The organism is Pseudomonas sp. 34 E 7 (assembly GCF_900005715.1).
Taxonomy (GTDB): domain Bacteria; phylum Pseudomonadota; class Gammaproteobacteria; order Pseudomonadales; family Pseudomonadaceae; genus Aquipseudomonas; species Aquipseudomonas orientalis_A.
This window is the reverse complement of sequence record NZ_CVTX01000082.1, coordinates 42,374-64,860: the sequence shown is the minus strand read 5'-3', so window position 1 is coordinate 64,860 and position 22,487 is coordinate 42,374. Positions and strand designations below refer to the sequence as shown.

At 54.1% G+C, this 22,487-nt stretch carries 23 protein-coding genes; 1 reads left to right on the top strand and 22 read right to left on the bottom strand.

Going from position 1 to position 22,487, the window contains the following annotated elements; all coding sequences use genetic code 11:
* Nucleotides 1–97: 97 nt before the first annotated feature.
* The 20 genes from BFP96_RS04245 to BFP96_RS04165 form a co-directional block, all read right to left on the bottom strand.
* Nucleotides 98–1,555 carry a DUF6094 domain-containing protein gene (locus tag BFP96_RS04245; protein ID WP_065935673.1) on the bottom strand — a complete coding sequence of 486 codons (1,458 nt, stop codon included), beginning with the start codon at nucleotides 1,553–1,555 and terminating at the stop codon, nucleotides 98–100.
* 22 nt (nucleotides 1,556–1,577) lie between these two features.
* The gene (locus BFP96_RS04240) at nucleotides 1,578–2,177 is read right to left on the bottom strand and encodes a hypothetical protein (protein WP_065935672.1); all 600 of its coding nucleotides are present in this window, start codon (nucleotides 2,175–2,177) and stop codon (nucleotides 1,578–1,580) included.
* A 72-nt stretch (nucleotides 2,178–2,249) separates the two neighbouring features.
* Nucleotides 2,250–2,531, bottom strand: a complete 282-nt coding sequence (locus BFP96_RS04235; protein ID WP_065935671.1) for a hypothetical protein — start codon at nucleotides 2,529–2,531, stop codon at nucleotides 2,250–2,252.
* A gap of 84 nt (nucleotides 2,532–2,615) precedes the next feature.
* Nucleotides 2,616–3,221, bottom strand: a complete 606-nt coding sequence (locus tag BFP96_RS04230; protein ID WP_065935670.1) for a DUF3275 family protein — start codon at nucleotides 3,219–3,221, stop codon at nucleotides 2,616–2,618.
* A 77-nt stretch (nucleotides 3,222–3,298) separates the two neighbouring features.
* Complete coding sequence (locus BFP96_RS28775; RefSeq protein ID WP_083216579.1) at nucleotides 3,299–3,634, bottom strand: hypothetical protein; 336 nt, start codon at nucleotides 3,632–3,634, stop codon at nucleotides 3,299–3,301.
* A gap of 286 nt (nucleotides 3,635–3,920) precedes the next feature.
* Nucleotides 3,921–4,238: a hypothetical protein gene (locus tag BFP96_RS04225; RefSeq protein ID WP_065935669.1), complete on the bottom strand. Its 318-nt coding sequence runs from the start codon at nucleotides 4,236–4,238 to the stop codon at nucleotides 3,921–3,923.
* A 96-nt stretch (nucleotides 4,239–4,334) separates the two neighbouring features.
* On the bottom strand, nucleotides 4,335–4,838 hold the full coding sequence (locus BFP96_RS04220; RefSeq protein ID WP_065935668.1) for an STY4534 family ICE replication protein: 504 nt from the start codon (nucleotides 4,836–4,838) through the stop codon (nucleotides 4,335–4,337).
* Nucleotides 4,839–4,934: 96 nt separating this feature from the next.
* The gene (locus tag BFP96_RS04215) at nucleotides 4,935–5,186 is read right to left on the bottom strand and encodes a hypothetical protein (protein WP_065935667.1); all 252 of its coding nucleotides are present in this window, start codon (nucleotides 5,184–5,186) and stop codon (nucleotides 4,935–4,937) included.
* A gap of 304 nt (nucleotides 5,187–5,490) precedes the next feature.
* Nucleotides 5,491–5,790, bottom strand: a complete 300-nt coding sequence (locus tag BFP96_RS28770; RefSeq protein WP_083216578.1) for a hypothetical protein — start codon at nucleotides 5,788–5,790, stop codon at nucleotides 5,491–5,493.
* A gap of 932 nt (nucleotides 5,791–6,722) precedes the next feature.
* Nucleotides 6,723–7,163 (bottom strand): type IV pilus biogenesis protein PilM, encoded by a 441-nt coding sequence (gene pilM / locus BFP96_RS04210; RefSeq protein WP_065935666.1) that lies wholly within the window; start codon nucleotides 7,161–7,163, stop codon nucleotides 6,723–6,725.
* A 57-nt stretch (nucleotides 7,164–7,220) separates the two neighbouring features.
* Nucleotides 7,221–7,658, bottom strand: a complete 438-nt coding sequence (locus BFP96_RS30045; protein ID WP_139113342.1) for a hypothetical protein — start codon at nucleotides 7,656–7,658, stop codon at nucleotides 7,221–7,223.
* Nucleotides 7,591–8,907 (bottom strand): shufflon system plasmid conjugative transfer pilus tip adhesin PilV, encoded by a 1,317-nt coding sequence (gene pilV, locus BFP96_RS04205; RefSeq protein ID WP_065935665.1) that lies wholly within the window; start codon nucleotides 8,905–8,907, stop codon nucleotides 7,591–7,593. Before pilV ends, BFP96_RS30045 begins: the two co-directional genes overlap by 68 nt.
* Nucleotides 8,897–9,838, bottom strand: a complete 942-nt coding sequence (locus tag BFP96_RS04200; protein ID WP_065935664.1) for an ATPase, T2SS/T4P/T4SS family — start codon at nucleotides 9,836–9,838, stop codon at nucleotides 8,897–8,899. The genes pilV and BFP96_RS04200 overlap by 11 nt, the downstream gene beginning before the upstream one ends.
* A gap of 10 nt (nucleotides 9,839–9,848) precedes the next feature.
* Entirely contained in the window at nucleotides 9,849–10,364 is a 516-nt protein-coding gene (locus tag BFP96_RS04195; protein ID WP_173667485.1) for a type 4 pilus major pilin, read from the bottom strand.
* A 25-nt stretch (nucleotides 10,365–10,389) separates the two neighbouring features.
* On the bottom strand, nucleotides 10,390–11,529 hold the full coding sequence (locus BFP96_RS04190) for a type II secretion system F family protein (RefSeq protein WP_065935663.1): 1,140 nt from the start codon (nucleotides 11,527–11,529) through the stop codon (nucleotides 10,390–10,392).
* Entirely contained in the window at nucleotides 11,519–13,078 is a 1,560-nt protein-coding gene (locus BFP96_RS04185; protein ID WP_065935662.1) for a GspE/PulE family protein, read from the bottom strand. The genes BFP96_RS04190 and BFP96_RS04185 overlap by 11 nt, the downstream gene beginning before the upstream one ends.
* Before the next feature lie 12 nt (nucleotides 13,079–13,090).
* A complete protein-coding gene (gene pilP / locus BFP96_RS04180; protein WP_065935661.1) occupies nucleotides 13,091–13,663 on the bottom strand; it encodes a type IV pilus biogenesis protein PilP in 573 nt (190 codons plus the stop codon).
* Complete coding sequence (gene pilO2, locus BFP96_RS04175; RefSeq protein WP_083216577.1) at nucleotides 13,653–14,984, bottom strand: type 4b pilus protein PilO2; 1,332 nt, start codon at nucleotides 14,982–14,984, stop codon at nucleotides 13,653–13,655. Before pilO2 ends, pilP begins: the two co-directional genes overlap by 11 nt.
* A gap of 3 nt (nucleotides 14,985–14,987) precedes the next feature.
* Nucleotides 14,988–16,802 carry a PilN family type IVB pilus formation outer membrane protein gene (locus BFP96_RS04170; RefSeq protein WP_065935659.1) on the bottom strand — a complete coding sequence of 605 codons (1,815 nt, stop codon included), beginning with the start codon at nucleotides 16,800–16,802 and terminating at the stop codon, nucleotides 14,988–14,990.
* Nucleotides 16,802–17,959: a PFGI-1 class ICE element type IV pilus protein PilL2 gene (locus BFP96_RS04165; protein ID WP_065935658.1), complete on the bottom strand. Its 1,158-nt coding sequence runs from the start codon at nucleotides 17,957–17,959 to the stop codon at nucleotides 16,802–16,804. The genes BFP96_RS04170 and BFP96_RS04165 overlap by 1 nt, the downstream gene beginning before the upstream one ends.
* A gap of 204 nt (nucleotides 17,960–18,163) precedes the next feature.
* On the opposite strand from BFP96_RS04165, the gene BFP96_RS04160 reads away from it, so the two are divergent.
* Entirely contained in the window at nucleotides 18,164–18,634 is a 471-nt protein-coding gene (locus BFP96_RS04160; RefSeq protein WP_139113341.1) for a hypothetical protein, read from the top strand.
* Nucleotides 18,635–18,648: 14 nt separating this feature from the next.
* Here the strand turns inward: BFP96_RS04160 and BFP96_RS04155 are convergent, their stop codons facing one another.
* Nucleotides 18,649–20,604, bottom strand: a complete 1,956-nt coding sequence (locus BFP96_RS04155) for a DEAD/DEAH box helicase (RefSeq protein WP_065935656.1) — start codon at nucleotides 20,602–20,604, stop codon at nucleotides 18,649–18,651.
* A complete protein-coding gene (locus tag BFP96_RS04150) occupies nucleotides 20,601–22,481 on the bottom strand; it encodes a hypothetical protein (RefSeq protein WP_065935655.1) in 1,881 nt (626 codons plus the stop codon). Before BFP96_RS04150 ends, BFP96_RS04155 begins: the two co-directional genes overlap by 4 nt.
* Between the last annotated feature and the right edge of the window lie 6 nt (nucleotides 22,482–22,487).

Below are 22,487 nucleotides of genomic sequence, written 5' to 3'. Positions count from 1 at the left end.
TCTCCGTAAGGAATGAAACAGGGCATGCACGACACCCCGACGGGTATTGTGAATACCCTGCGGGTTGATTTATGGATGGCCAGGTTGGCGTGGTGGGTCAGTAGTCCGATGGCAGCAACACGGTTGTTGCACTTCGGTCAGCTTCGGTGATGATCCAGAGCCGGGTCTCATCGCCGGCGCATATGTCATAACAGGAGAACAATCGATCCCCGGAGGTCAGAGCCCGTTGGGTACTGCTCCAGTCTTCATTGGGCAGTTCCCCCCAGTCGCCGGAGAAATGCCGTCGCAAGTAAGTGCTTGGATCGAGATGTCCATGCTCCACCAGATGGTGCACCGACTGGGTCAGCACTAAGCAGCCCGGTTCAAATGTCACTCGTGGTGGTGGGGTCAGTGTTGGCTGTGTCACCGCCTCATCAGGTTCATGCGGCGTGTCCGCCGATGAACTGATAGTGATCACGCGGCCTTGGTTGGCAGAGCCTGGCGTCATGTCCCATGCCCGAATGATGGGCACGAAACGATCAGTCAGGATCCTTACCTCAGACACGTTGCCGTCCTGGTCCTCGGTGAATTCGGTCTTGCGGACCTTATCTTTGTAGGTATCGCCTTTGAGCACCAATACTCGGCCGGTTTTGGATGTCACCACGCCGGATATCGCGCCGGCAGCCAAGGCCAACGCCAAGTGCCAACGCGAGAGTTCCCTTACCGGAGGTCGTGGCTGAGCGCCGCTTTGACCAAAATGCAGTGTGAAGTCCGGCCACATGCCACGAAGGCGTTTGACCTCATCGCTTAGCTGCTCAGGTTCAAGGCTAATACGGTAGAAGTGTTCCAGCTCAGTGGATGTTGGGAGAACCCTGTAGGGCTCCCATGGCCAACTCGTTGGTAACGCTTCCGCACTCAATGTGCCGGCGCCGATTGCCTGAAGCCGTGCGCGTACGTATTTGACCTCTTGCGGTCGAGCCAGGTCCTGGCGGCGGATCCGTATACCGAAAATCACCACCTGCTTGAAGGTTGGATCAGCGGCATTGTAGATCCGCAGTTCAGTGAAGTGATTGCAGAGCCAACCGCACAGCTCATCGTCCAGCACGTAGTGCGGAACAATCAGTACCATTACCCCGCCGTACTGCAGCAGTGGAAGCGCCCGTTGATAGAACATCTTCTCCAGGCGCCGACGGCCGTTACCTTGGTACTGTGAGGCACCTGCATGGTCAGCGACCAGGTCACCGTAGGGTGGGTTGAGCCAGAGCAAGCCAAAGGCCTGTCGACTGATCATGGTGTCCATCAGATCGCTATGCAGCACGCGATCCAGCAGTGTCTTGCAGTGATTGGCACGTTCCTGGTCATACTCGACTGCGTAGGTTTCTACGCGGTCACGTCCGAGCGCATGAGCCGTTTCAGCCAGTGCAACACCCTCACCAGCACAGGGATCAAAAATCCGCATCTTGCCGGTTGGAGAGGGTGCCAGCGCCTGCAGGGTCCGTTCCAGCGTCGTTTCGTCAGTGGGGTAGTAGCCATTGCGAGCGAAGTTGCGCGCCAAGCGTGGGAACATCAAGGCCATGATGAGGCTCCTGGATCAAGGCTCAAAACTGAGCGTGGGTTGAGAGTTGCCCTTGGCGAATGAGATCGCCTAAAGCAGGTTCGAGGACGTCGAGTTGCAACGACAAACGCCATGCCGCTACAGCGCCGGACGTTCCTGGTAACAGCTGCAGCATGTCGTGTTGGGTGAGCAACCCCATTACCTGCTCCTGCCAATGGGGCAGCAGCGGTAATGGACAGGTGTCCTGTATCAACGGCCAAAGCCGTTGATGAGGTGACTGCCCATTCTCAAGAAGGGCGTAGGCGAAGTGGTTGGCCCGATCCGGCTGTACGCAGCGTCGGTCAAACAACCAGAGGTGAATCAAGCTGCCGAATAACGTACCGCGCAATTGTCGCGTGGTGCGCTTTTCCAACAGATCGATGTTGGGAAAGACAGGAAGACTTTGGCCATCTACAACGATGTGAAACTGGCTTAGACCATCTTCTGTCGTGCCGAGGGTCAGCCTGGCCAGGAACTCCTGCAGCGCCGTGTCTCGACCCCATGCAGAGAGGAACACCAGGTTGCGTTGTTCGTCACACGCGCAAGCGTCGACGAAGAGATCATTGCACTCCTCGATTGGGAAGAGCGGGGTAGGGCTGGGCATGGGAACCTCCATAATGGAGGGGGAACCCGCCCCGAGGGGCGGTGAGCCCCTCGGGGGTGTTAGCAGTAAGTTTTATTGCTTGGGAAACAGCTGGTCGTCCGATTTGAACGTTTTTTCGTTCGGGTCAAACGAGACCGTCTCGTCTTGAAATAGAGGGCTGTGCCCAGTGAGAAAGATTTGCCCCGGGTATTTGGGGCGAAGGGCAACGGCGGCATCGGCTTGTTCTGCCGTCATTTCGAGCTCCTCTACGAAGAAGTCCCAAAGCTCCTCATTCGTCGATACCTCGTTATTGGCGAGCTGATCTTCGATGTTTTCAAGGATTTCTTGGGTTAGGTTATTGAAGATTGGATTCATGTGCTGCTCCTGCTAAGTAGAGGAGCGCCCAGGAGGGAGCCCCTCATGGGTTGTGCCGATTGGCTTGCCGTATCGCGAGCATCGTCAGGTATTGGAGATATTCCATACCTGCAGTTTGAAGTTGTGTACATAGCCGAGCTCAGAGAGCCGACTGCACTGTTGGCGTAGTTGCTGACGATCAACAGTTGTGTCCAGCCTGACTGTATCGCTTAGAGGCCAGATTGTGCCGAACAACTCGGCATCTGCCTCGAGGTCGTTGGTTCCGCCGGTCGGGGTCATCCCAAACGGGGCATCCTCTTTTGATACCTGTTTATTGGTAGCCGGTACGGCGGGCAGATTATTCCGCTGCACAGGCTTGGAGAGGTTGGAAGAAGACTCTTCATCCATAGGGTCAGGCTCGTTTGGCGAGAGCCTGGCGGCGTCTTCTGGTGTCAGATTGTCGACGTCGTCGAGGCTCATGCTTTCCAGCTTTGCACGGATCTCAACGACCAGGCGGCCTGCTGTGGAGTAATACGAAGGACGGATCTCCGTTATCAGAAAGTCGCCTCGGTATTTGCCTTCATCGTACTGATCAAGGAGTGCGTCTTTGATCACGAACTCACCGATAGAGGTCGAAAGCCGTCCGACGTTGAATTCGCCATTACGGCCGCTGATGGTACGGATGGCCAGTTGGCCGGGGATGTTGATCATGGGCAGCTCCACACTGCTACGAACGAAAAAAGCCCGACAGGTGTCGGGCTTTGGGTAGTGCTGTGAATGTCGAAGGATTACGGGCAAGAAGTATGAGTTTCTTCATTGAGTGAGATGTACAGATAGAAAACGCCTGGCGGTGATTCTATGCGGTCAAGTTTTAGGTCCAGCCAGACTCGATCAGTGCTATTGCCGGCAGGCAATAAACGATAGAGGCCGAAATGGATCTGTGTGCTGTCAGGTTGCAAATGCAGTTCTCGATAGGCTTCCAGGACAACTTCGCCCAGTCGCTCACTGACAACACTTGCATCCTGTGGGTTTTCAATATGCACCGCTTCCTGCCAGGCCCGAGGTGTTAAAACGACCGGGAGCTTGAGCAGGTCAGATGACACGAGGTTAGTGGTGGTTTGCATGTTTATCTCCAGGTGCGAAAACCACCTGGCCCGTTCGGGAGATGGTTCCCGGCGGGGTATTGTCAGCTGTGTGATTTATGCTGTCTTTTGAAGGCTTGCTAGAATCGATTGGTACTTAGTCACCTTCTCGGCCGATAACTCTGCCCAGAACGTGTCGCCCATCCTTTCCGCTTCTGCCCCTTGAGAAAGCCAGAGGTTAATTGATTTCTGCGCCTTCTCCATTTCCGCTGCGCAAGTAGCAGTTGAAGGGGTTGATGCAGAGTTTGCAGAGTGTGTTAATAGCGAGTTAGTAGTATTCGGGATGAATAAGTTCATCTTCCAACTCCCAGCGAGCTCTTCGATATTCCTTGAGAAGTCCGTACTCCGATAACAGTAGGCTGTTTTTGGGAGTGAATTCATCTCGATGGTCCATCTTTGCCAATGAGATAACGCCATCCAGGACCTCTAACCAAAGGTCAGAAGTAAGGGTGTAGCGCGGGTCGTCATCGGGATCGAGCGCCGGGTTGCTCGGAAGTAGTTTATCCAGCTCACTGTAAACACTAGCTTGAGCAGCTAAAAGACCAATTTCGGTCAGCAGCGGCAGTCGTTGAGGATTCATCATCATGGTTTATCTCCAGGGGTCGGAAATCACCAATCCCGAAGGGAGGCGTTCCCTTCGGTACGAATATTGAAAGGCGCCCAGGGGGCGCCATGATTTCAATCATGCAGATTGACGTTGTTCAGGTTCTGGTTGTCCATGGGCGTCATCCGAATAATCTCCAGCAGCACCATCCTCGGCAGGAAGGGGCTCAGCAGAGTCTTTCGGTTTGGCTTCATAGACAGTTACCCCATCCACCTTGATCCAGCCGATAAACAACAGGCGTCCCTTGAGGCTTGCTCCAGGTTGACCTTTTTTATCGCCTTTTTCGTAGGTAAATGCGTCGGTCCAGATATCACCGATGCGGAAGCTCACAAGGACCTTCTTTCCGGCTTCAACGGCTGCTTGGCTGCGACGAATCAGCTTTTCAGCTTCAGCGCCGACCACGTTGCAGTCGATATAGGAATACTCGGCATCATCCATCGACCCGCGCAGTGCCGCAACGGTAACTGCCATGAATGGCTTACCTTTGCCGCGAGGTTTCACTTCACGGATACGGTTGAGATAACCGATACCAGTGGTGTGAAGGTCGAAGAATTTTGCTTCGTTGGATTGATTAGTGCTCATGGTGATTCTCCAGTTTCGAAATAACAGAAAGCGGAGAAACACTTCGCCCAAGGGGGGAAAGTATTCCCCGCGAGGGTGGGTGGAGCTTAAGGTTGTTTAATGCATCAGCTTCATTGCAGTGATCATTACACCGACAGCTGCAGACAACATGACGCCCATGCGAATGGTGAGCTTGACTTCAAGCTGAGAAATTTCAGATTTGAACTCTGCAGCAAGAGCAGTTAAATCTGCCTTGGTAGCCAAACGTGAAAGCATGTCGGTCTCCAAAGCTTCAATAACAGCATTTGCCTTCTGTTCCGGGACGTTAATCGAAATCAACGCCTGGTAGAGAGCCAGTTCAGTTTTCATCAGACCTCCAAAAGTGAGAGGCCTGCCCTGACGGGATAGGCCCGTCATGGGTGGGAAAGGTGCTTCCATCGACTAAGTCGACTGATCGCGCTACCGGAAGCTATGGCGATCTTGGGAGTGGATCAATGCGGAAAACCGCATCGTAGTCTTGCGGATCCAGACTACTTGGGCATGTTGCTGACGACGTCAGCGATACATGTGCAGATCATGGAAATACGATTGTCGCTTGTCAAGCCCCTACCGGGAAAACTCCGAGGAAACCTTCCCGTTGGGAAGGCTCCCTACAGAGGCGAAGGGCGCAGACTTAGCAAGTTGCTGGCACCAACGAGGGAGCAGCCGGCTTCTTACGCGATTTACGAGCAGGCTTTTGGACCACTCGAGTGTTCGCCGCGTACCAAAGGTTCAGGTCGACACCTTTACGAGTTATTGCCGGTACATGATCCATCTCACGTACGAGACGCTCAGGTACGCAAGGCGGTGGAAGCAACGGAGCTGCTTTGGTATGGATAGCTGTGGGCGCAGCGCTGGTTTTCTTTACCGCACGCAGAAATTGTCGCGTGATGGTGCCAAGCGCGAAGCCGAAGCCATTAGCAAGTTTGGACATGGTGATTCTCCTGCAGGATGAATGCGGAGAACCCACTGACCCTGTTGGGGAAGTGATTTCCCCGCGAGGTGAGTTGCATAAGGTGCTTCCATCGACGATTGTCGACCGACCGCGCTACCAGAAGCTCAGCGGTCTTGGGCGGATCTGACACGAACATCGTATCGCAGTCTTCAAGATCCTAACTGCCTGGGCATGATGCTGACGACGTCAGCAAAGCACGTCCATATCATCGAAGGGGGGATGGTGATGTGTCAAGCGGGGAGGGATATTTCGGGGAGGGCAAAGCAGGTTCAGGTCGACAGGAGAAGCTACCGAGAGTAGCTGGGTCAACAGTCACTCTCGGATGTAGTAAGAAGCGTCTTTAAGAAAAAAATACCACCTGTGCGGGATGAAGGCGTTATTGATCCCTGGGCTGTGATCTGAACGTCTTACTTCCAACACCTGGCCGATTATCGTGGCTGAGGCCAGCTAGCATAAGGCACGCATCCGCGCACAAAGGGAGCCCTGCGTTTCGCCGGCGGGCCACCGGCAAGGAAAAGCAGCTACCAATAGGTAGCCTGATCATCCTTTGCAAGATGATCAGGCTACCTATTGTGTGAGCTTTAAAAAGTGTGGGCCACAACACCAGTGTGGCCCTTAGACTACGGTGCTTCGAACCTCAACAGAGCCCTATGTGCCTTTGAACTCGCAATTCACGAGTTAGACGGCTGCGTGTCTGGCTTGAACAGGGAGACACAGGGAGAGCTCTGAACCAGGTCCGCACGCCCTTCCCGGAGCTATGCGTGCTTTGGGGTTGGTGATGAGGCAAGCCGCATCACCGGGCGCTACTGATGACCGCCAGTAGCCAACGGGGTGGAAACGTTGTTGTGATCATTATGTTGATAGGCCGGAGCTTATGCAACCCGGCGCTTTTCAAAGTCGGTCGACTGAGACTAATTGACGGCGACGACCGCACCCTCGGGAACGGGGGACGGAATTGCAATACCGGTTGCCCCAGTTATCTGTGAAATCAGCATTCCTGAATGCTTTAAACCAACGGTAGTTGTCTTTGTCAGGTCTACCAGCACAGAAGGCAAGCCTGACCGTGCAACCCCATCAAAATAAGTATAGGCCGTTCCTGATGAGATGTAAGAACCTAAGCCCACAGGTTTCACAAACCACCCAGGTAGGTTGAGCGCAGAATCGCTCGGTACCCCGCTGAAGCCCGGGTTGGCCTGGGCATATTCGGTAGCGGCAGATCGGTACACCAGAAAGCTGCGACCCAGCGAGTCGAGGGTAGCGTAGTCGGATATACGTTGGTCCTGATGTTGGTTCTCCATGAAAATGCTGGAGGCAATGAGCACAATCATCAAAACGAGCCATTGCATTGTCATGATAAGAGCTCCATCCACAGAACGGTGGTTGTTACCACCTACGCGTCAATAGCAAAACTATTTCGTTAGGATAATCAATGTTAAGCAAATCCCTACTAGGCCAAGCGCAATGACAGTCCACTTTGCGGCTCGCTTGATGCTCATTGGTTTGCGTTGTGGATTGATTAATTCCATAGTGGCGATCTTTTTCACTAAATAACGACCAGAGGCCGTTGGGTGTAACTTGTAAGTGAACTCGCCGACCTCGAATGCCTCTTTTCCTTCTAATGCGCGACGCCATAACACAGTTGAGCATATCCTGCTTCGGGTGCTTAGCCAGGTCTGTAATTCTCCAGCGCTATACTCAACGTTATTTTCAAGCGTCTGCACTGCCATAATCCCCATAAATAAACAATAAAACGTTTTTGAAATTTTATAAATGGATGCTTTATTTGAAGCAGCTCCAATAGAAAAGACCTGGCCAGGAAAGTCGAGATGTGGAGAGAAACCATCCACTTGCATTTCTGAAGATGTACCCAGTCTCGCTATCTCCGATGCCAAAAGCGCCAGTTAAAGAGCATGACTTCCATGTAGTGTCGCCGAGGGAGCAGGTCACACTTCCTCTGGCAGGCGCCTGGCAGGTGCCTTGGATCAGCTGGAATTCCCATCCACCTGGTCTTTTCCATATGCCTTGTTCGCAGGACAACGTTATTCCCACGGCGCTTTTTGCAAGAAGGGTTCGGTCACTGCATTGTTGCCCCTCGTTAGCTAAGCCTCCCAGGGACAAATATTCATTTGTCTGAATGCGATCATAGGCCGTTATCTTGCCAGTCGAGGTTATCTTTCCACCCCATAGTTCACCACCGGTTGAAAAGTTTTTGTTGTTATAAACTTGGACCCAGTTGGGGCTATTTTGATAAATTCCGCCTCCCCATTTTTCGCTGTACCAGCCTGTGTCACCACGTGTTCTGAACCAACCACCTGTGCTGGTATCACCGGTAATGGTTGCAGTAGCGGCATTTACATTGGCTGTGGCGCTGACGTTTCGAGCTGTAATGTCGGCGTTAGCTGTTATGTTGCCCGATGCTGTGATATTTCCTGCGTTGTTAATATTGTGGTTACCCATCGTGATATCAGTATTCATCGTGTTGAATTCTGGATGGTTTGGCACTGCGTTTCGATACAGATAGTCATTAGCCAACGCACCATCCATAAGGAAAAGTGCGCTAGCTGTATGTCCTGGGCCAGGAGCTATAGCATAGTTACTTAGTGCAACTTGCCATCCACCCCGCACGCCCTGGACGATGTTCGGGTTGGCTGAAGAGATGAAGCCACCAGGCCCTCCGAGATTTTCAGCGATGGTTCGAATACCCATTTCTGGAATAGTCTGCCCACCAGTAGTAACCACAATCACTTCCAGTTGATTGGGGTTGGGTTTCCGCGCGAGGCCGAGAATGGTCTGCCCAAAAGCGTTAGTGGCGCTAAAACCTGCAGGAAGGTAGTTGGTGTTGACGAGCATCGGAACGGTTATTTGCACCGGTACGGTTGCTGCCGCGTTGGCCAGCACCACGCTGTAGTTATCCTTCAGATATTTGGCCAATGCCTCTGAAATGGTTCTCTGTTGATCAGCAGCAATTCGATAGTCCTGAGAGTCCATCTGCTTGATTTGCCATGCGATCGCCAAAGTGACGACAACGGAGAAAACCGCCAATCCGATCGCCATGTCCAAGCTTAAGAAGCCCCGCTGCTTGTTCCTACTGGTCATTCCAGAGACTCCTTGATGATTGGTGAGCGATGTCGTGATCGAGCATCGTGATCTTTCCTGCATGGACTTTCTCTCGGATGCCCGGTCCGTCATCGCCCGTGAAAAGCAGGCTCTGCAGGGTTAATCGACGACTGCCTTCGTTGCCGCTTGATAAGGACTGGTGAAGAACGGCCACCAACCCCTTGGAGAGCAGCTCTCGGGCGTTTTTGAGTAACGGCTGAGCTAGGGCTGATATACGTTCAATGCCTTGAGTAACGCTGCCTGCATGGCCTGTGCTGATGATGAGATGGCCATTGATCGAGGCTTGAATTACTTGTGCTGCTGTCGAGCTGTCGCGAATTTCTCCCACGAACAGGAAATCGGCTCTTGTGCGCAGCGCTAGAATCAACGCTTCCTCGTATCCCCCCATCCGGCGAGAGACCGGAACTTGAATGCAGCGCCCACTACCATGCCGACCATTCAAAAACGGTTCTGGAGGATCCTCGACAGCCACACAAATGCCTCCCCAGGTCTCAAGGCGGGCTTTCACCAGTGATGCAGCACTGGAGGTTTTCCCTGTGCCCATTTCCCCACAAATGAATATCAGGCCGCGAACTGTGTCGCTCATCAGCGCGTCCTGCAGATAATCTGGCAGACCCAGCAGGTCCAATGGACGGATCTGGACTGAGGATTTGCTTACGACAAACACAGGCTTGCCATTTAAATCCAGCAACTGGGTTACACGAAGGACGACGCCATCTTCAATTAGGGCGAACTCTGGATCCTGGGTTGCCTTGTGCTTTTCCTCGCACTGCGCCCTTAAGCGCTCAAGGTCCGCCCGCCACTCGGCGGGCGCTTCAACCCTTCGTGCCTGCCCAGGGAGACCTTTGGCATCGGCAAATCCATCGCCGAGGTACAGGTCAACGAATTCAGCATCAGAGATAACGCTCACACTGAATTCCTTAGTACGAAGTCCAAGCGATGGTATTGGCGTCCGAGGAGCAGCTGGTTGCAGCTGCCACTGCAGTGATTTCGCCGGCAATTGCAGTGCCGCCGTTGATCGCTGTCGTTGTCTGTTTGTCCTTGGCCATGTTTGAGGCAAGGGTGATGCAGGCATTTTTCGGAAGGTTGGATTCTGTGATGGTGAAGGTCATGCCGTTGCTCATAACGGTCACTGCGCCGTTCCAGCGGTTGGACAGGGCATTACCGTTGATGCTCATGCCACCAGTTGCCTCGAGGTTGATCAAAGAAGGCGCCAAGTTGGTGCCTGCCGTGGCGTAACCCGTGGTGCTTTTCAGCCGTTTGGTATTGCTGAGCAACGTGCCGAGATTGCTCTGTTCAATAGTGACGTCCGAGCTTCCGAACGTTCTGTAGCCCATGAACACGATGAAACCAAGTGCTACCGCGATCAGCATCAACCAGAACATCCCGTCCAGGGAGAGAAATCCACGTTGGTTGTTTGGAGTGTTTGTTGGCATTTCCAGTACCTCATTTAGGTTTGATTTAAAGCGTTGCAGTCACATTGCCGGCCAACTGGAAGATCCCGATCACCACCAGAATCATCATGACCCCCATGGCCATGGAGGACATGCCGATAAGAGATTTGGCGATCGCTTCGACGCGCTGAAGTGTTTGCTCCAGCCACCGGTTGGAAAACCGTTCCATCGATTCAGCGAAGCCTTTGCGGGTGGCGAGCACTTCCAGAAAATGCATCGCCATGGGGTCTGGGAATTGATGACCCGCAAGCTTCAATGCGGTACCGAAGTTTTTGCCGGCGCTCACTCCGTAATGAATGGCGCTCAGGCGCTCTTTCAACCATGGAGAGGCATTGCGTTGAAGAGAGGTCAACGCATCGAGTTGGTTGATGCCGGAGCGCAGCATCACAGCCATGTTGAGCAGAAATATCGAACCGTGGAGTGCCTTGTAGACTGACCAAGGCGGGAGCCTCTCTGCTCGCACTCGCAGGATCTGGAGCAGCTTGTTCAACTGCAGCTTCCACGACGGGCTGGCGGCCGTGATCTGAAGTCCGCAAAATACGGGGAGAGTCACTATCGATATGAGGATGAAGACAATCACAGCTATCAGCGTCACAAGTCCGTAGTGGGTCACGAAATTCGATAGGGCGTAGAGGAAGGCCGGCACGCCGGTCCACGCCTCGGGGTTGGAGCGTCGTGTCATGGAGGGCACCATCCATACTGCAATCACATACAGCAACGCCGCCATGACGCTCCACACCACGGAGGGGAAAACGGTAGCGGACGCTACGAGTTTGCTGATCCGCTGACGTACTTCGATGATCCTCACGCAGTCCCGAAATGCCTGCACCAGGTTGCCCGTGTCTTCCCCGGAAGCGATCAGAGAGTTCTCGTCATAGGGAACCCAGCCTTCGCAGGAAATGCTCAGGGATTTCCCGCCTTTCACCGATTGCGCGATATCCCTGCATGCAAGGGATACCGGATGCAACTTCTGCCCGTTATCGCTGAACGCTCTTGCCACCGTATGCAGCGCGTCCTCAAGCGACACACCGTCCTCAAGGATGCCCATGAGGCTCTCGTAGAACTGGATTCTCTCGTTTTTGCCAAACTGCTTGGCATAGAAGATCTCTGCCCAACGATTCAGCATCGCTCTGAAGTCACTCAGCATGAGCGAGCTCCAGGATTTGCTTGTCAAAGTCCAAAGGCCCCACCGTCATTTCGGCGTGGCGGGGGTCTACTAAGCCTTGTTTCAGTTTGATGATCGTGTGTGCGGTCTTGGTAATACCGCCCATTTCCTTGACCCAGTGGCGACGTGCCGCACTTGCACCCTGCCCATTGAAAACGCGCATGAACTCAAGGTCGGTGAGCAAAGTTTCCGCCACTACCGTGCGGCCGGTGATGCCCAAGCCTTTGCAGTGCGGGCATCCAGGTCCTTTGAGGTAGGTCTCATCAATCGCTTCCAGATCGCTCAAGCGCTGCACCAGCGCACTGTTGAGCTCCCCGAGGTGCTCGCGTGCGGGTACGCGGCAGTGGGAACACAGCACGGGCAAGAGGGATTGGTTGACCACGCTTGTCATCAATGCAGGATCAGTAACCAGGTGTCGGTCTACACCCATGTCGATCAGTCGTTGAAGAGCTGCTACAGCGTTGTTCGTGTGCAGTGTCGTCAGCACCAGGTGACCAGTCATACCGCCGCGGAAAGCTGCTTGTGCTGATGCAAGGTCCCGGATCTCCCCATACATGAGAATGTCAGGGTCGAGCCGCATGGAGTTGGTGATCCCGTCATTCCAAGTTTCACCGGCGCCCAGCGGTGACTGATTGGCGAGGAGTGGATATTCAGGTGGATCTTCCATCGTCAGAATGTGTTTTGTTCCACCGCACTCTTCATGCAAGAGGTTCAGGTTTACCTGCAGCGACTTCGATTTCCCGGAACCGGTGGGTCCAGTGATCAGGTTCACCCCATAAGGCAGACTGCGGATGCGGCTGAATGCATCAATTTGCTGCGTCAGAAAACCGAGATCACTCAGCGTCATTTTGGTTTTGTCGTCATACAGCAGACGCAAAACCATTAGTGGGCCATCTACGAGCGGCCGAGTGGCGACTCGTGCACCGAACAAACCGAGCTGGTCGACATAGGCGCGTTTCACCCTAGCGTCCTGGCTCACCTGCGGCTGGTAGTGGTCTTTCGCGACATCGCACATGCTGTTGTAGAGGGACGAGCAGAGCTCCATGCCCACCTGACTCTGATGCTGCTCCGCCTCCCACAAGAGCCCGTGGATGCGAAAGAAGATTCGGGTGATATCGTGACCTACGACAAAGTGGACGTCGCTCGCATTGCGCCGGTGGGCTTCTCCTAAAAGCTGCACCACCTGGGCCTGGCGCTTCGTCTCGGTCGCCGATAGCGCTTTACCATTTGCATCATCATTGGCGCGGTAGAGTGCCTTGATCGTGCTCATCGAGCAGACCTTGACCTCAAAGTGGTGATTCTCGTGTTCCAGCTGGTCCTCGAATGCCATGACATAGGCATCCGTTTGGTGTTGGGCTGACACATAAAAAATCCCATCGCTGGTCAGCGCACATAGTTGACGCAGCTCGGGTTTCAGCTCAAACGGTCCACCAGGGGCCGTCAGCAATGTTTGGTGCGACTTCAGTAGGACTGCAGCAGACTCATCACTGTCAGGCTCTATGACATCTGGTTTTTCAGTCAGGATCGTCATCGAACTTCTCAATCAACGTTGGCCAGGGATCAGCCCAGGCGGCATTGGTGCTGATGGGGTAATGCTGGGGGCGGGATTGTTGACGTTGCTCAAGCTGGCCGGGGGGGTACTGGAAAAGCCGAGGGGGTAGCGCTTACCACCACGCTCGAGGGTCACGTTTTCGACGGATAGGATGGCCACGCGGTAGCCACCGGGTAACTCCCGAGATGAGGCATCTGCGTCTACTTCAAATCCACTGCTGTAGAGCAGGGTTGCACGGAGCCGTTTTGCTGAGCCGAATACCGCCTTCACGACAGGCAATTCAGACTGTGTATCACTGCTGTGGGTCGAGGCTGCAGCCGGCTGTGTGAGGTTTCCTTGAGAAAAAAACACAGTTGACGGCTGCGCCGTCGCACTTTGGTCTTCGCCCTTGATCGATCTTTCGGCCTTGGCCTTCTCGGCTTTGGCATTCAACAAGATCGTCTGGCTTTGAATCTGGGCCAACTCGCCGACGTTCACCCCAGATAGGGTGTTCTCATCCGCCCAGCTCGATGGTGCCCCTAACGCAAGGATGGAGCACAAAAAGAACAGCGCTTTATTTCGCATAAAGGTCACCTATTACTGACCAGACAAGGTGGCCGGTCTCATATTTGGTTGTGATTTCACGCAGCCGTAAGCCTTGACTGGGTGCGCCAGACAATGAGTCCAGCGGGGTAATGCCAGTGGCATAGCTCAGCTCGAATTGCTTCCATTGAGGTGGTGGCGGCGGCGGCGGAGCAGGCTGACCGGGAATGGCTGGTTGAACGGGCACAACCACCGGTACTTCTTTCAGCACTGGGGATTGATTGAAGCTATGCAGCCAAGAGGAGAGATTCGCCAACATCACGATGGCTTCATTAAGAGGCTCATCACCAGCTGCGGGTAGCGAGATGTCGAATTTCAACGTGGCCGAGTTGCCTTCGTCAAAGAAGGCCGGCCGATCAGAAAAGTGACCCTGAGTCGCCTGTATCAGTTTGTCGGCCGTGCTATTGCCCGAGCGCTTATAAGAGGACAAGACCTGTGCGCCGTCGCAGACCGCACTGGTGAACTGCCATCCCTGAATAGACAGAGGCAACTGATAAATGACGTTGCTGCAACCCTCCAGGAAATCTGCAACAGATGGACGTTTGGCCCAAGGGTGTTCAAGCGCTTGGGGCGTCTGTTCCATACCGGATTCTTTTTGCAGTCTGGCCAACTCTGCCAGGCGTTGCTGTTCAGCCTGGAAAGCCGCCTCTTTGGCTATTTGGTCCTGATGGCTCTGCCATTGAACCCACCCGATGATGCCGGCAGTGATCAACACGCCAAGAACCGCCAGCTGCACAAGTTCTGGTTTGGATAGCCCAAAGACGAGTGGCCGTAGCCGGTACTCGCGTTTTAGATGCGACGGCTGAAGTAGCTCTTCCACGTCCAGTGGTTGACCGCCCATTTCGAACTCTGGGGGCAGGTACTCGTTGTCGAAGTTGATGCCACGACTGCGTTGTTGCGCGACTCGGCGGCGGACCTCAGCACCTGTGCCGATCATGTCGCAGCCAGAGATCACGCCACCTTGATACACAGCAACGAGGGCATATTGGTCAATCTCGCTTTCAGTTTTCCAGGCCGCGATCCATGAGTCTCCCAGCTGTCCAGCCAGGGTGGCCGCGAGCGAGTACATCCCTTTGGTGACCTCCTCGCTGCGCGCTACAAAACCTGCCTGAATAATGGCTGGTGTTCTTCTAATGGCGACAATGTCGAGGTGGTGCTCACGACCGTACTGGCGCGCTTCCTTCATGTGACCGGTGACACTGCCCAGCGGATGCCAGCGCAGACCGGTGACAAATGATTTTCCTCGATACTGGAGTACCTGGACTCGAGCAGAGCGTGCATTTTTTGAGGTTTCCGCAACCATGGCTTACCCCTTGGAACCTGTGCAATGCAGCAGTGGGGTAGGGCAAGAGCCCCAAGGGTCGTTGGCAGCAGGTGAAATCACCGCGCTGGGGCTGCCTGTGTCGCTATCAACAACAGGAGTAATCAGCACTACGAGTACGCTGTGCCCTGTGGTGCGGACACGGCTGCCGCCCAAACCGAAGAATCCAGGATCCCCTACGCCAGACTTCGTTGCGTTTTCGCTGTTCTCCTCAAAACCAGTCAGTACGAGGGTTTGACCGCTGCGCAATTTGACCTTGGGCGACAGGTTCTTGGTGTCGTAATCCGCTGTCTGGACACTGGAGCCGTTGCTCGTAAAAGTGGTGAAGGTCGGTTTGCTACTCATGCTCAGGGTGATCATCAGCAGCATGTTGTCCTGGTCGATGATTCGAGGAAGCAACATCATGTTGAAGCCGCTGGTGATGGTCGCGGGGGTGAGCGAAGTAGACGATCCAACGGAAGCCGTGGTGGTTGTCGAGCTTGATGCGACATAGCTCTTTACGTTGCCGATCTGGATGGGTGCCGGCTGCAGATTCAGCGTGGTGACCGACGGCGAGCGAACGTTCGAGATTCGGCCCTGTTCGGAAAGTGCTTTGATGATTAAGTTGGAGCCAGCCCAAGGAGACTTCGACGTGTCCAAAATACTCAACGAGCCCGACACCGCGCCCGTGCTTATGCCGGTGGTGGCATTCTTCAGCGAAAAGCCCCATTTGTTGCTCAAGGACGTATAGACAGCCGTCCAGTCCAGGCCGGTCTGGTCTGTGTCGGTGAGAGTTACCTCGAAAACTTTGACGTTGAACAACACCTGACGGGTGATACTGCTGTTGATCGAATTCAGGTATTTAGCAACGTTTGAGAGTACTTCTGGTCGATCACTTACCGTCAGGGTGCCAGTGGATCGTGAGAGGAACATCCGACCTTGGGGCTGTTGGCTCAGCATCGCCTTGACGTTTTTTTCAATGTCTCCGATCAGCGAGGTCTTGATGGTGACGGTGGTGCTCTGGTTGCTGCCTGATTCACCCGACGCACCTGTCGATGAAGATCCGCCACCACCACCACCGGAACTGCTCCCGCTGCCTGTGGCGGTCAGCAGGCCCGACTTCACTGTGCTTTCAATGACCTGGTCATCTCCAAATGCCCAGACGTCGAACGTCTTGGTGTCGAAGTAAGTGACATGCACGCTGCGATCATCGGAGGAATAATTCCACGCTAAACCCAACTGGGAGGTCGCTTGATTCAACAACCCTGACAGCTTGCCGCTGTACTTAATGGGGAATGAGTTGGGCGCAGTCAGCCCAACCGAATTCATTGAGCGGGCGCTGCTCGGAACATTGCCGATGACGCCGGCGGGCATGAAGTTGGCCAGGTTGTCGGCAGATCCCAAACTAGGTGGAACTGCAGGTCCTGAGTTGCCCTGGGTCGAACTGGAAAGGACACTTGGGTCGATTGCATCAGGGGCTACGATGACCGGAACACCACATTCGCTAGTGATGTACTGCGCAATCTCAGCGATCCCAACGTTATACGAAGGGCGATAGGTGATATCGCAATCCATGGTCAGCGGTAAACCACGCTTGGCGACCAGCGGTTTTTTGGATACCCATGGTTTGTCGCTGAACACCACCGTAGCGCGCGCTGACTCTTGCTGCTGATTTCTCAGAAATCGGCTGTATTGGGAGGCTGTCGCAGCGTCATTTTCAGCTCGGCTGGCTGATTCATTCACGCGCTGCAGTGAACAGGAACTCACCAGCGAGACCATGAGTGACAAGGCTGTGCCTTTGATCCAGAGACGAGCATTCATCATTTGTTCCTCTCTGTAATAAAAATCAGCCGCTGTGATGAGCTACTGTCGACCACGTCGACCAGAAAGGACCGTGGAGCCGTGTCGTACAGCGGGAAAATCGACCCGATGGCTTCTTGGAAACTGCCCTCAAATCGAAGTGGAGCGTCAATTGAGTAATCCAAATCATCGACCTGCCACATCAGTTTCCAGCCCGCTTTTTCAGCCCAGCCTTCGACGGTTTGACGAAGGGTTGAGCCAGTTGAAGCCGTCCATGTCTGGGCCAGCGGCTTCGGCGCTGCAATGCCCGTCGCAACCGGCTTTGGCGCTGCAGAAACTGCGGACGGCGCGGTGACCAGTTTCGGAGTTGAAGCGGCCTTGGCATTTGGGTTGCTGGACGAGGTCGAGGCCGGACTCTGAGTCGGCAAGGCAGACGTTTGTTTTGTAGAGCCATCCTTGGTAATCACCTTAGGAGGGGCCACGGTTTTGGCTGGTGCAGCGTTCGCCACAGGGGTAGCGGCTGATGCCGTTGTTGTGAAAGGCGCTGTTTGGGGAACGGCGGCGACTACTACTTGGCTGCCCGCATCATTGTTATTGCTCTTCGCTGCGATAGGCTGTGCAGCTGTCGATGTGTTGAGTTGAGCAATCTGAGTTGATGCAGGACGTGGAGAGTCCGGGAGCTGGTAGCCAGGGCGCAGGACGTAGCACACCTGACGGTTGACCTCGTCGACCTTCACCTGCCAGGCCGGACCTGCGAGCACCTGCAGGGTGTTACGCAGGGTCATAGGGCCAAGTTTATATTGGGCTGCTGGGAGTGGTCGGGTGTAAAGGATGTTGACGTGGCCAGAGTCTGCCGAGCAAAGCGTATAACCTGAACGGTCCACCACGTACTGCATGGCCTCACGCACATTGGGGTGCATGTTGGCTGGAATGCTGATGTCGATAATCTGAGCCATCAGGTCACGTTGGCCAGAATCTGGCAGCGTGCTGACGAGGGTGTAGCGCCCATAGCGCACTACTGGTTCTTTTTCAGGAACGGCGCCGCCAGGATAGAGGTCTGGCGTCAACATGTCCGGATTGCGACTGCTGTCGAAAGCGGGCTTGGGTGTCTGCGCCGTTTGGGTCGTGCAACTGGCGATTAACGCGAGCAGCGAGAGCGTGGTGACGTGCCTGATCATGTGCCGAGAGGCCCCCTGTAATGATAGGGGAACGTTGACAGGCTGGTATCAGCTGCGCAGTAGGAAATAGAAAACTGCGTATAAAGGCATTTATAGGCTATACAAAGATGGCGCGGACCGAGCTGAAGGCCTGCGAAAAAAACGCACAGATCCCTGTGCGCTGACTTGGATAATCAAATGAATCTGAAGCGGAGCGACAATCGTATGAAGGGAATCCTGTTCATGGCATTAGCAACCTTGGCAACCGGCGCCTCAGCTGCTGAAACAGTACATCTGACTGCTGAGTTGACTCGTAATGGTGAAAGCGTCGCGAGGTTTTCAGGTGACACAACGGATCGTGTAACTTTTCCATATCGGGATGTGAAAACTATTACTTTCAACAAATCCGTGGAGCACGGTATGCCTGTTGCTGATAATGTTGATATTGGCACAATCGGTTTTATTACCCCAGCCGTTATGAGCAATGGAAAGATTCTGATTCGCTACCATGTAAAGTATGTTCGATTGCTTGAGATGAACACGACAAAAGTCGGGAAGCTCCAATTAGATTTGCCACGTACGGAAATATTCCAAACAGCCAGCGATACTACGGTTGCGAACGGCGAGACCTTTCAGGTTCCTGAGAGTCAAAGCAATGGTTCCAAGTATGTTTTAAACATTACAGCTTCTAAGTAGTAATTTACGGCGAATCATAAATGGCTCGCCAACGTATGTCTGGCGTTGGCGGCCGCATCGGGCTCAATGAGGTCACTTGCCAACTGGCGCTTATCCAGCAGCATTTGCCAGAGCATCTGGTCGATGGTGTTTTCCACCAGAGGGATTTTCACCACGACCATGCGCAATTGCCCATTCCGATAGGCCCTATCCTCTGCCTGGTCCTGCAGTCCAGGCGTCCACGGCAAGCCCAAGAACATGACATAGTTGGCTGCAGTGAGGTTGTTGCCGGTGCCGGCAGCCGAGGTAGTGGCGGCAAAGATGCGCGTTTCTGGATCACTTTGAAATTGATCTATTGCCTTCTGCCGTTTGCCTAGAGAGTCACTGCCGACGACCGTGACGCACCCGTACTCAGCTTGCTTGCACCGAGTGCGAAGTGTTCCTACCGTATCCTTGAACTCACAGAACAAGATGACTTTGTCCTCCGCGTCCAGTTCGCACAGCAAATCCATGACAACCCGAACCTTCACCTGCTCGAGTAACTGACGCAGTGATCCCAACCTGGCGAGGCTAGGTCGATCTTCAAGGCGAATCTGATCGTATTGCTTGCGCTCTTCAGCAGTGAGCTCGACGGGTAACGTTTGGCGCTGTTTGCCTTTGAGACCGGGCAAGACATCCTTGCGTCGACGAAGCATCCAGTCGCCAATCGCGTCGCGCAGATTCTTGCGGAAATCCTGACTGCCGGCGAACTGTTCGCAGAATTCTTTGAGGGGCAGCTTCCCTACAGGATGACCGGATAGCCGTAACAGCGTGTGCAGCTCTGATTCTCGGTTGAGGACTGGCGTACCCGTCAGCAGGTAACGATTGGGTATCTTGGCGGCAATGTCGAAGCCGTGACGTGTCCACGCGGCTGTCGGCTCTTTCAAACGGTGGGCCTCATCGATGATCATCACCTCAAAGTGGCCTGCATGCAGAACAAAATCGCCCAGGCGTTCGTAGTTGGTGATAATCCATTGCGAAGAGGGATCAAAGACCTGTTGGCCGATTGTGGCCTCGGGATACACCATCTGGATTTCGCGTTGCCAGTTGATGATCAACGTCGACAGGGTGATAACCAAGATGGGTCTATCAGCTGCTCGGATTGAAGCGGCAATGATTGCTTGGCGAGTTTTGCCAAGTCCCATGTCATCCGCAAGCAAGGCGCTTGTGCGCTGTAGCAAGTGCCGGATGCCTGCCGGTTGATGGTCCAGTAAAGAATAACCAGCCAATGCCTGGTTAATCTGTTCGGTAGTGAACCCGGTGCGCTCGATTGAGGGCACCGCGGCTAGATACACATCGGTTGAGGTGCTGTCATCAACCGCTTTTGCTGCGCGCTCTTGTGGCGGTCCACCAAGACTGATGCGGGTGATTTCATCAGCTGGAACGACGGATCCGTCGGTCAGCAGCTCTTGCACGGTGTCGAGGATTTCGAACTGATCCTCCGACAATCCAAGCTCCAGGATCAAGTTGCTTCGCACCACTTCCGCACCAGCGTCGATGCGCCAGGACTTGGAATGCCCGAGAAACACGCCGTGCATGCGCCTTGAAACGGCGACCGCGCCAGGATGGTAGTCACCTGACAGCAGGATCCCGCCCTGAACGAGTGGAGCTATCCGAAAAGTCAGCCCCCACGTGAATGCCTGCCGATCTGGGTCGTTCTGTGCGGCTGTGATTTTATGTGAAAACGTCTCCCAACTTTCATTGAAGCGGTCCTCGGACAACTCCATCAATCGGTGGAAGAGCACATCCAGGTCATCCAGTAACTTGCCTTTTGGTAATCGCCAATAGCGATGTTGAGGATGCTCGGCACGCCGAATATAGAAACCATTACGTTCGAGAAACAGCCGGTTCGCACCCTCAACGTATTGCATTAAGACCCCGAAGTCATAGCCGTCAAAAATGACTTTTTCGACCAGGTCCTGCCGGCGGTTCATCAGACGCGGACGACTCATGTCCTGCTCAAGCGTTGGTTGATCCATTCCGCACAGGCCTGGGCATGCAGTTTTTTCCGGTTTCGATTTGTATAGCGCGACATGGATAGTGTTTGGTCGGGCCATTCCATGTTAATGGCGAGTTCACCCGATTTGATCTTTGCCCAAAACCATTGATAGGCCCGGTCAACCTTGGAGCCCGACTTAGGTGTGCGATTGCGGAGCCCTCTCAGTTGAATCGTCACCAGATGCTTGGGAGTCAATTTTGCTAACGTTTCGCCCCAGGCACTTTCATCCATTTGGATCTCTGCAGAGGCCAGCGATTTCCCGTTTTCGCGAACCGAAATAAGACGGCAGATGCCCCGATAAGCGCTGTAGTCGTAACCATCAATGCAATGGCCCAGCGCTCGATGTTCCGCATCAAGATCGGCGGGGCACTTCAGTTCGATAATTTGCAGCCCATTTGGACTCACGAGGGGTGTGCTGGTTGAATAAAGCAGCGGCTTCCAGGGCGTTAAAGAGTCTGTTCTTGTTTGTGGATCTACTGCATCTAAAGCCTCACGGATGTCTATCAACGCGAGGTGAAAGCCATTCACCAAGCTGGCGATCTGGTGATAGGAAGCAGTAGCAATGAAGCTTTTGAGTTTCTGCAGTGCTTCACCAGAAGCTGGTCCGTCGCTCTCATCAACGTTGTTAAAGAGCTCGTTCAGGTCTCGAAAGTCGTCGGCGATTTTGGACCAATTGTCGTCCGACCAATCAGTTGGACACCCTGACAGCAGCCTGTTCCAGTCCTGCGTTTGATCCAGCAGTTGATACGGGATTTTATCCAGCAGCGCGAAGAGAGTGATCCAGTGCGCTTTTTTAAGAGGACGGCGATTGCCCAGTGAGGCTCCCAGCAGCAGTCGATGCCAGGGTCCTTGTGGCCCCTCGCGGCTGATACGGGTCAATGCACTGCCGGTATCGAATACCCGCTGTTGACCCAGGTAGCGCACTGCAGTGCGCGGCGCCTGTAGCAGCCAAGCCAGTGTGTCGGAAAGGGGGAGGCCCGCGTCGGCTATGCGACCTAGCAGGCACTCTTCAGCGGAAATCAAATAACGGTCCTCACTCCAGTATGGGCGCCACGCCTGAAGTTCATCCCATGGGCAGTTCATGTATACCTGCTGCTGCCCATCCCACGGCCACGGCCATTGATCTGCTAGTACCAGAAGTGGAATCAGTACTGGCTGGGCTTTTAGGGCCTGAAGGCGGCGTTTTCGGTCACCTTGAGCCAGCCAGTTATAGAGCTTGGGTGAGGGACATTGCGCTGAACGAATGGCGAATAAAAGCTCTTGGTCCAGACACTGGCAAAACTGCTTCAGCGTGCTGCCAATCTGCTTCAGGTAAAATCGGGTGCGGGGATTGAAGTACCGATTGCTGCTCGCCGTCCAATCGAAGCCGCGGCGATTAAAGCTTCCTAGATCTTCAATCGAAAGGGCTTTCGCCCTCTCTCCAGCCGACTTGCAGAAGGAGGTCAGTAGGACGTCTGCATACCAGCGTTTTTCAAACCTGAGCAGTAGCTGCTGGGCCACCATTGCGGTGGGTTTTCTCTTATGCACGCGGTCCTTGCTGAAGATTTTGCAGGCCTTAACCTGATGACCATCGAAGTACTGGAGGTGATCGCCGATTCTGGCCAGGACCAGCCGTGTTTGATCATCTGTAGAGGGCAGGGCTACGCACCAGCAACGAGTATGGACAGTGGAACTCAGATAGGTATCGATGAAGGAGGTCAGCTTGGAGGGCGGTACGTTAAATTGTAAAGCCCAGGTCTGGGCGACTTCAATTTGCCGGTCTGAGAACTTCTCCAGCTTCGGCGCTAAGATGCGCAGCCCCACCACCGATTGTCTCTTCTGTACGCTCACCCATGA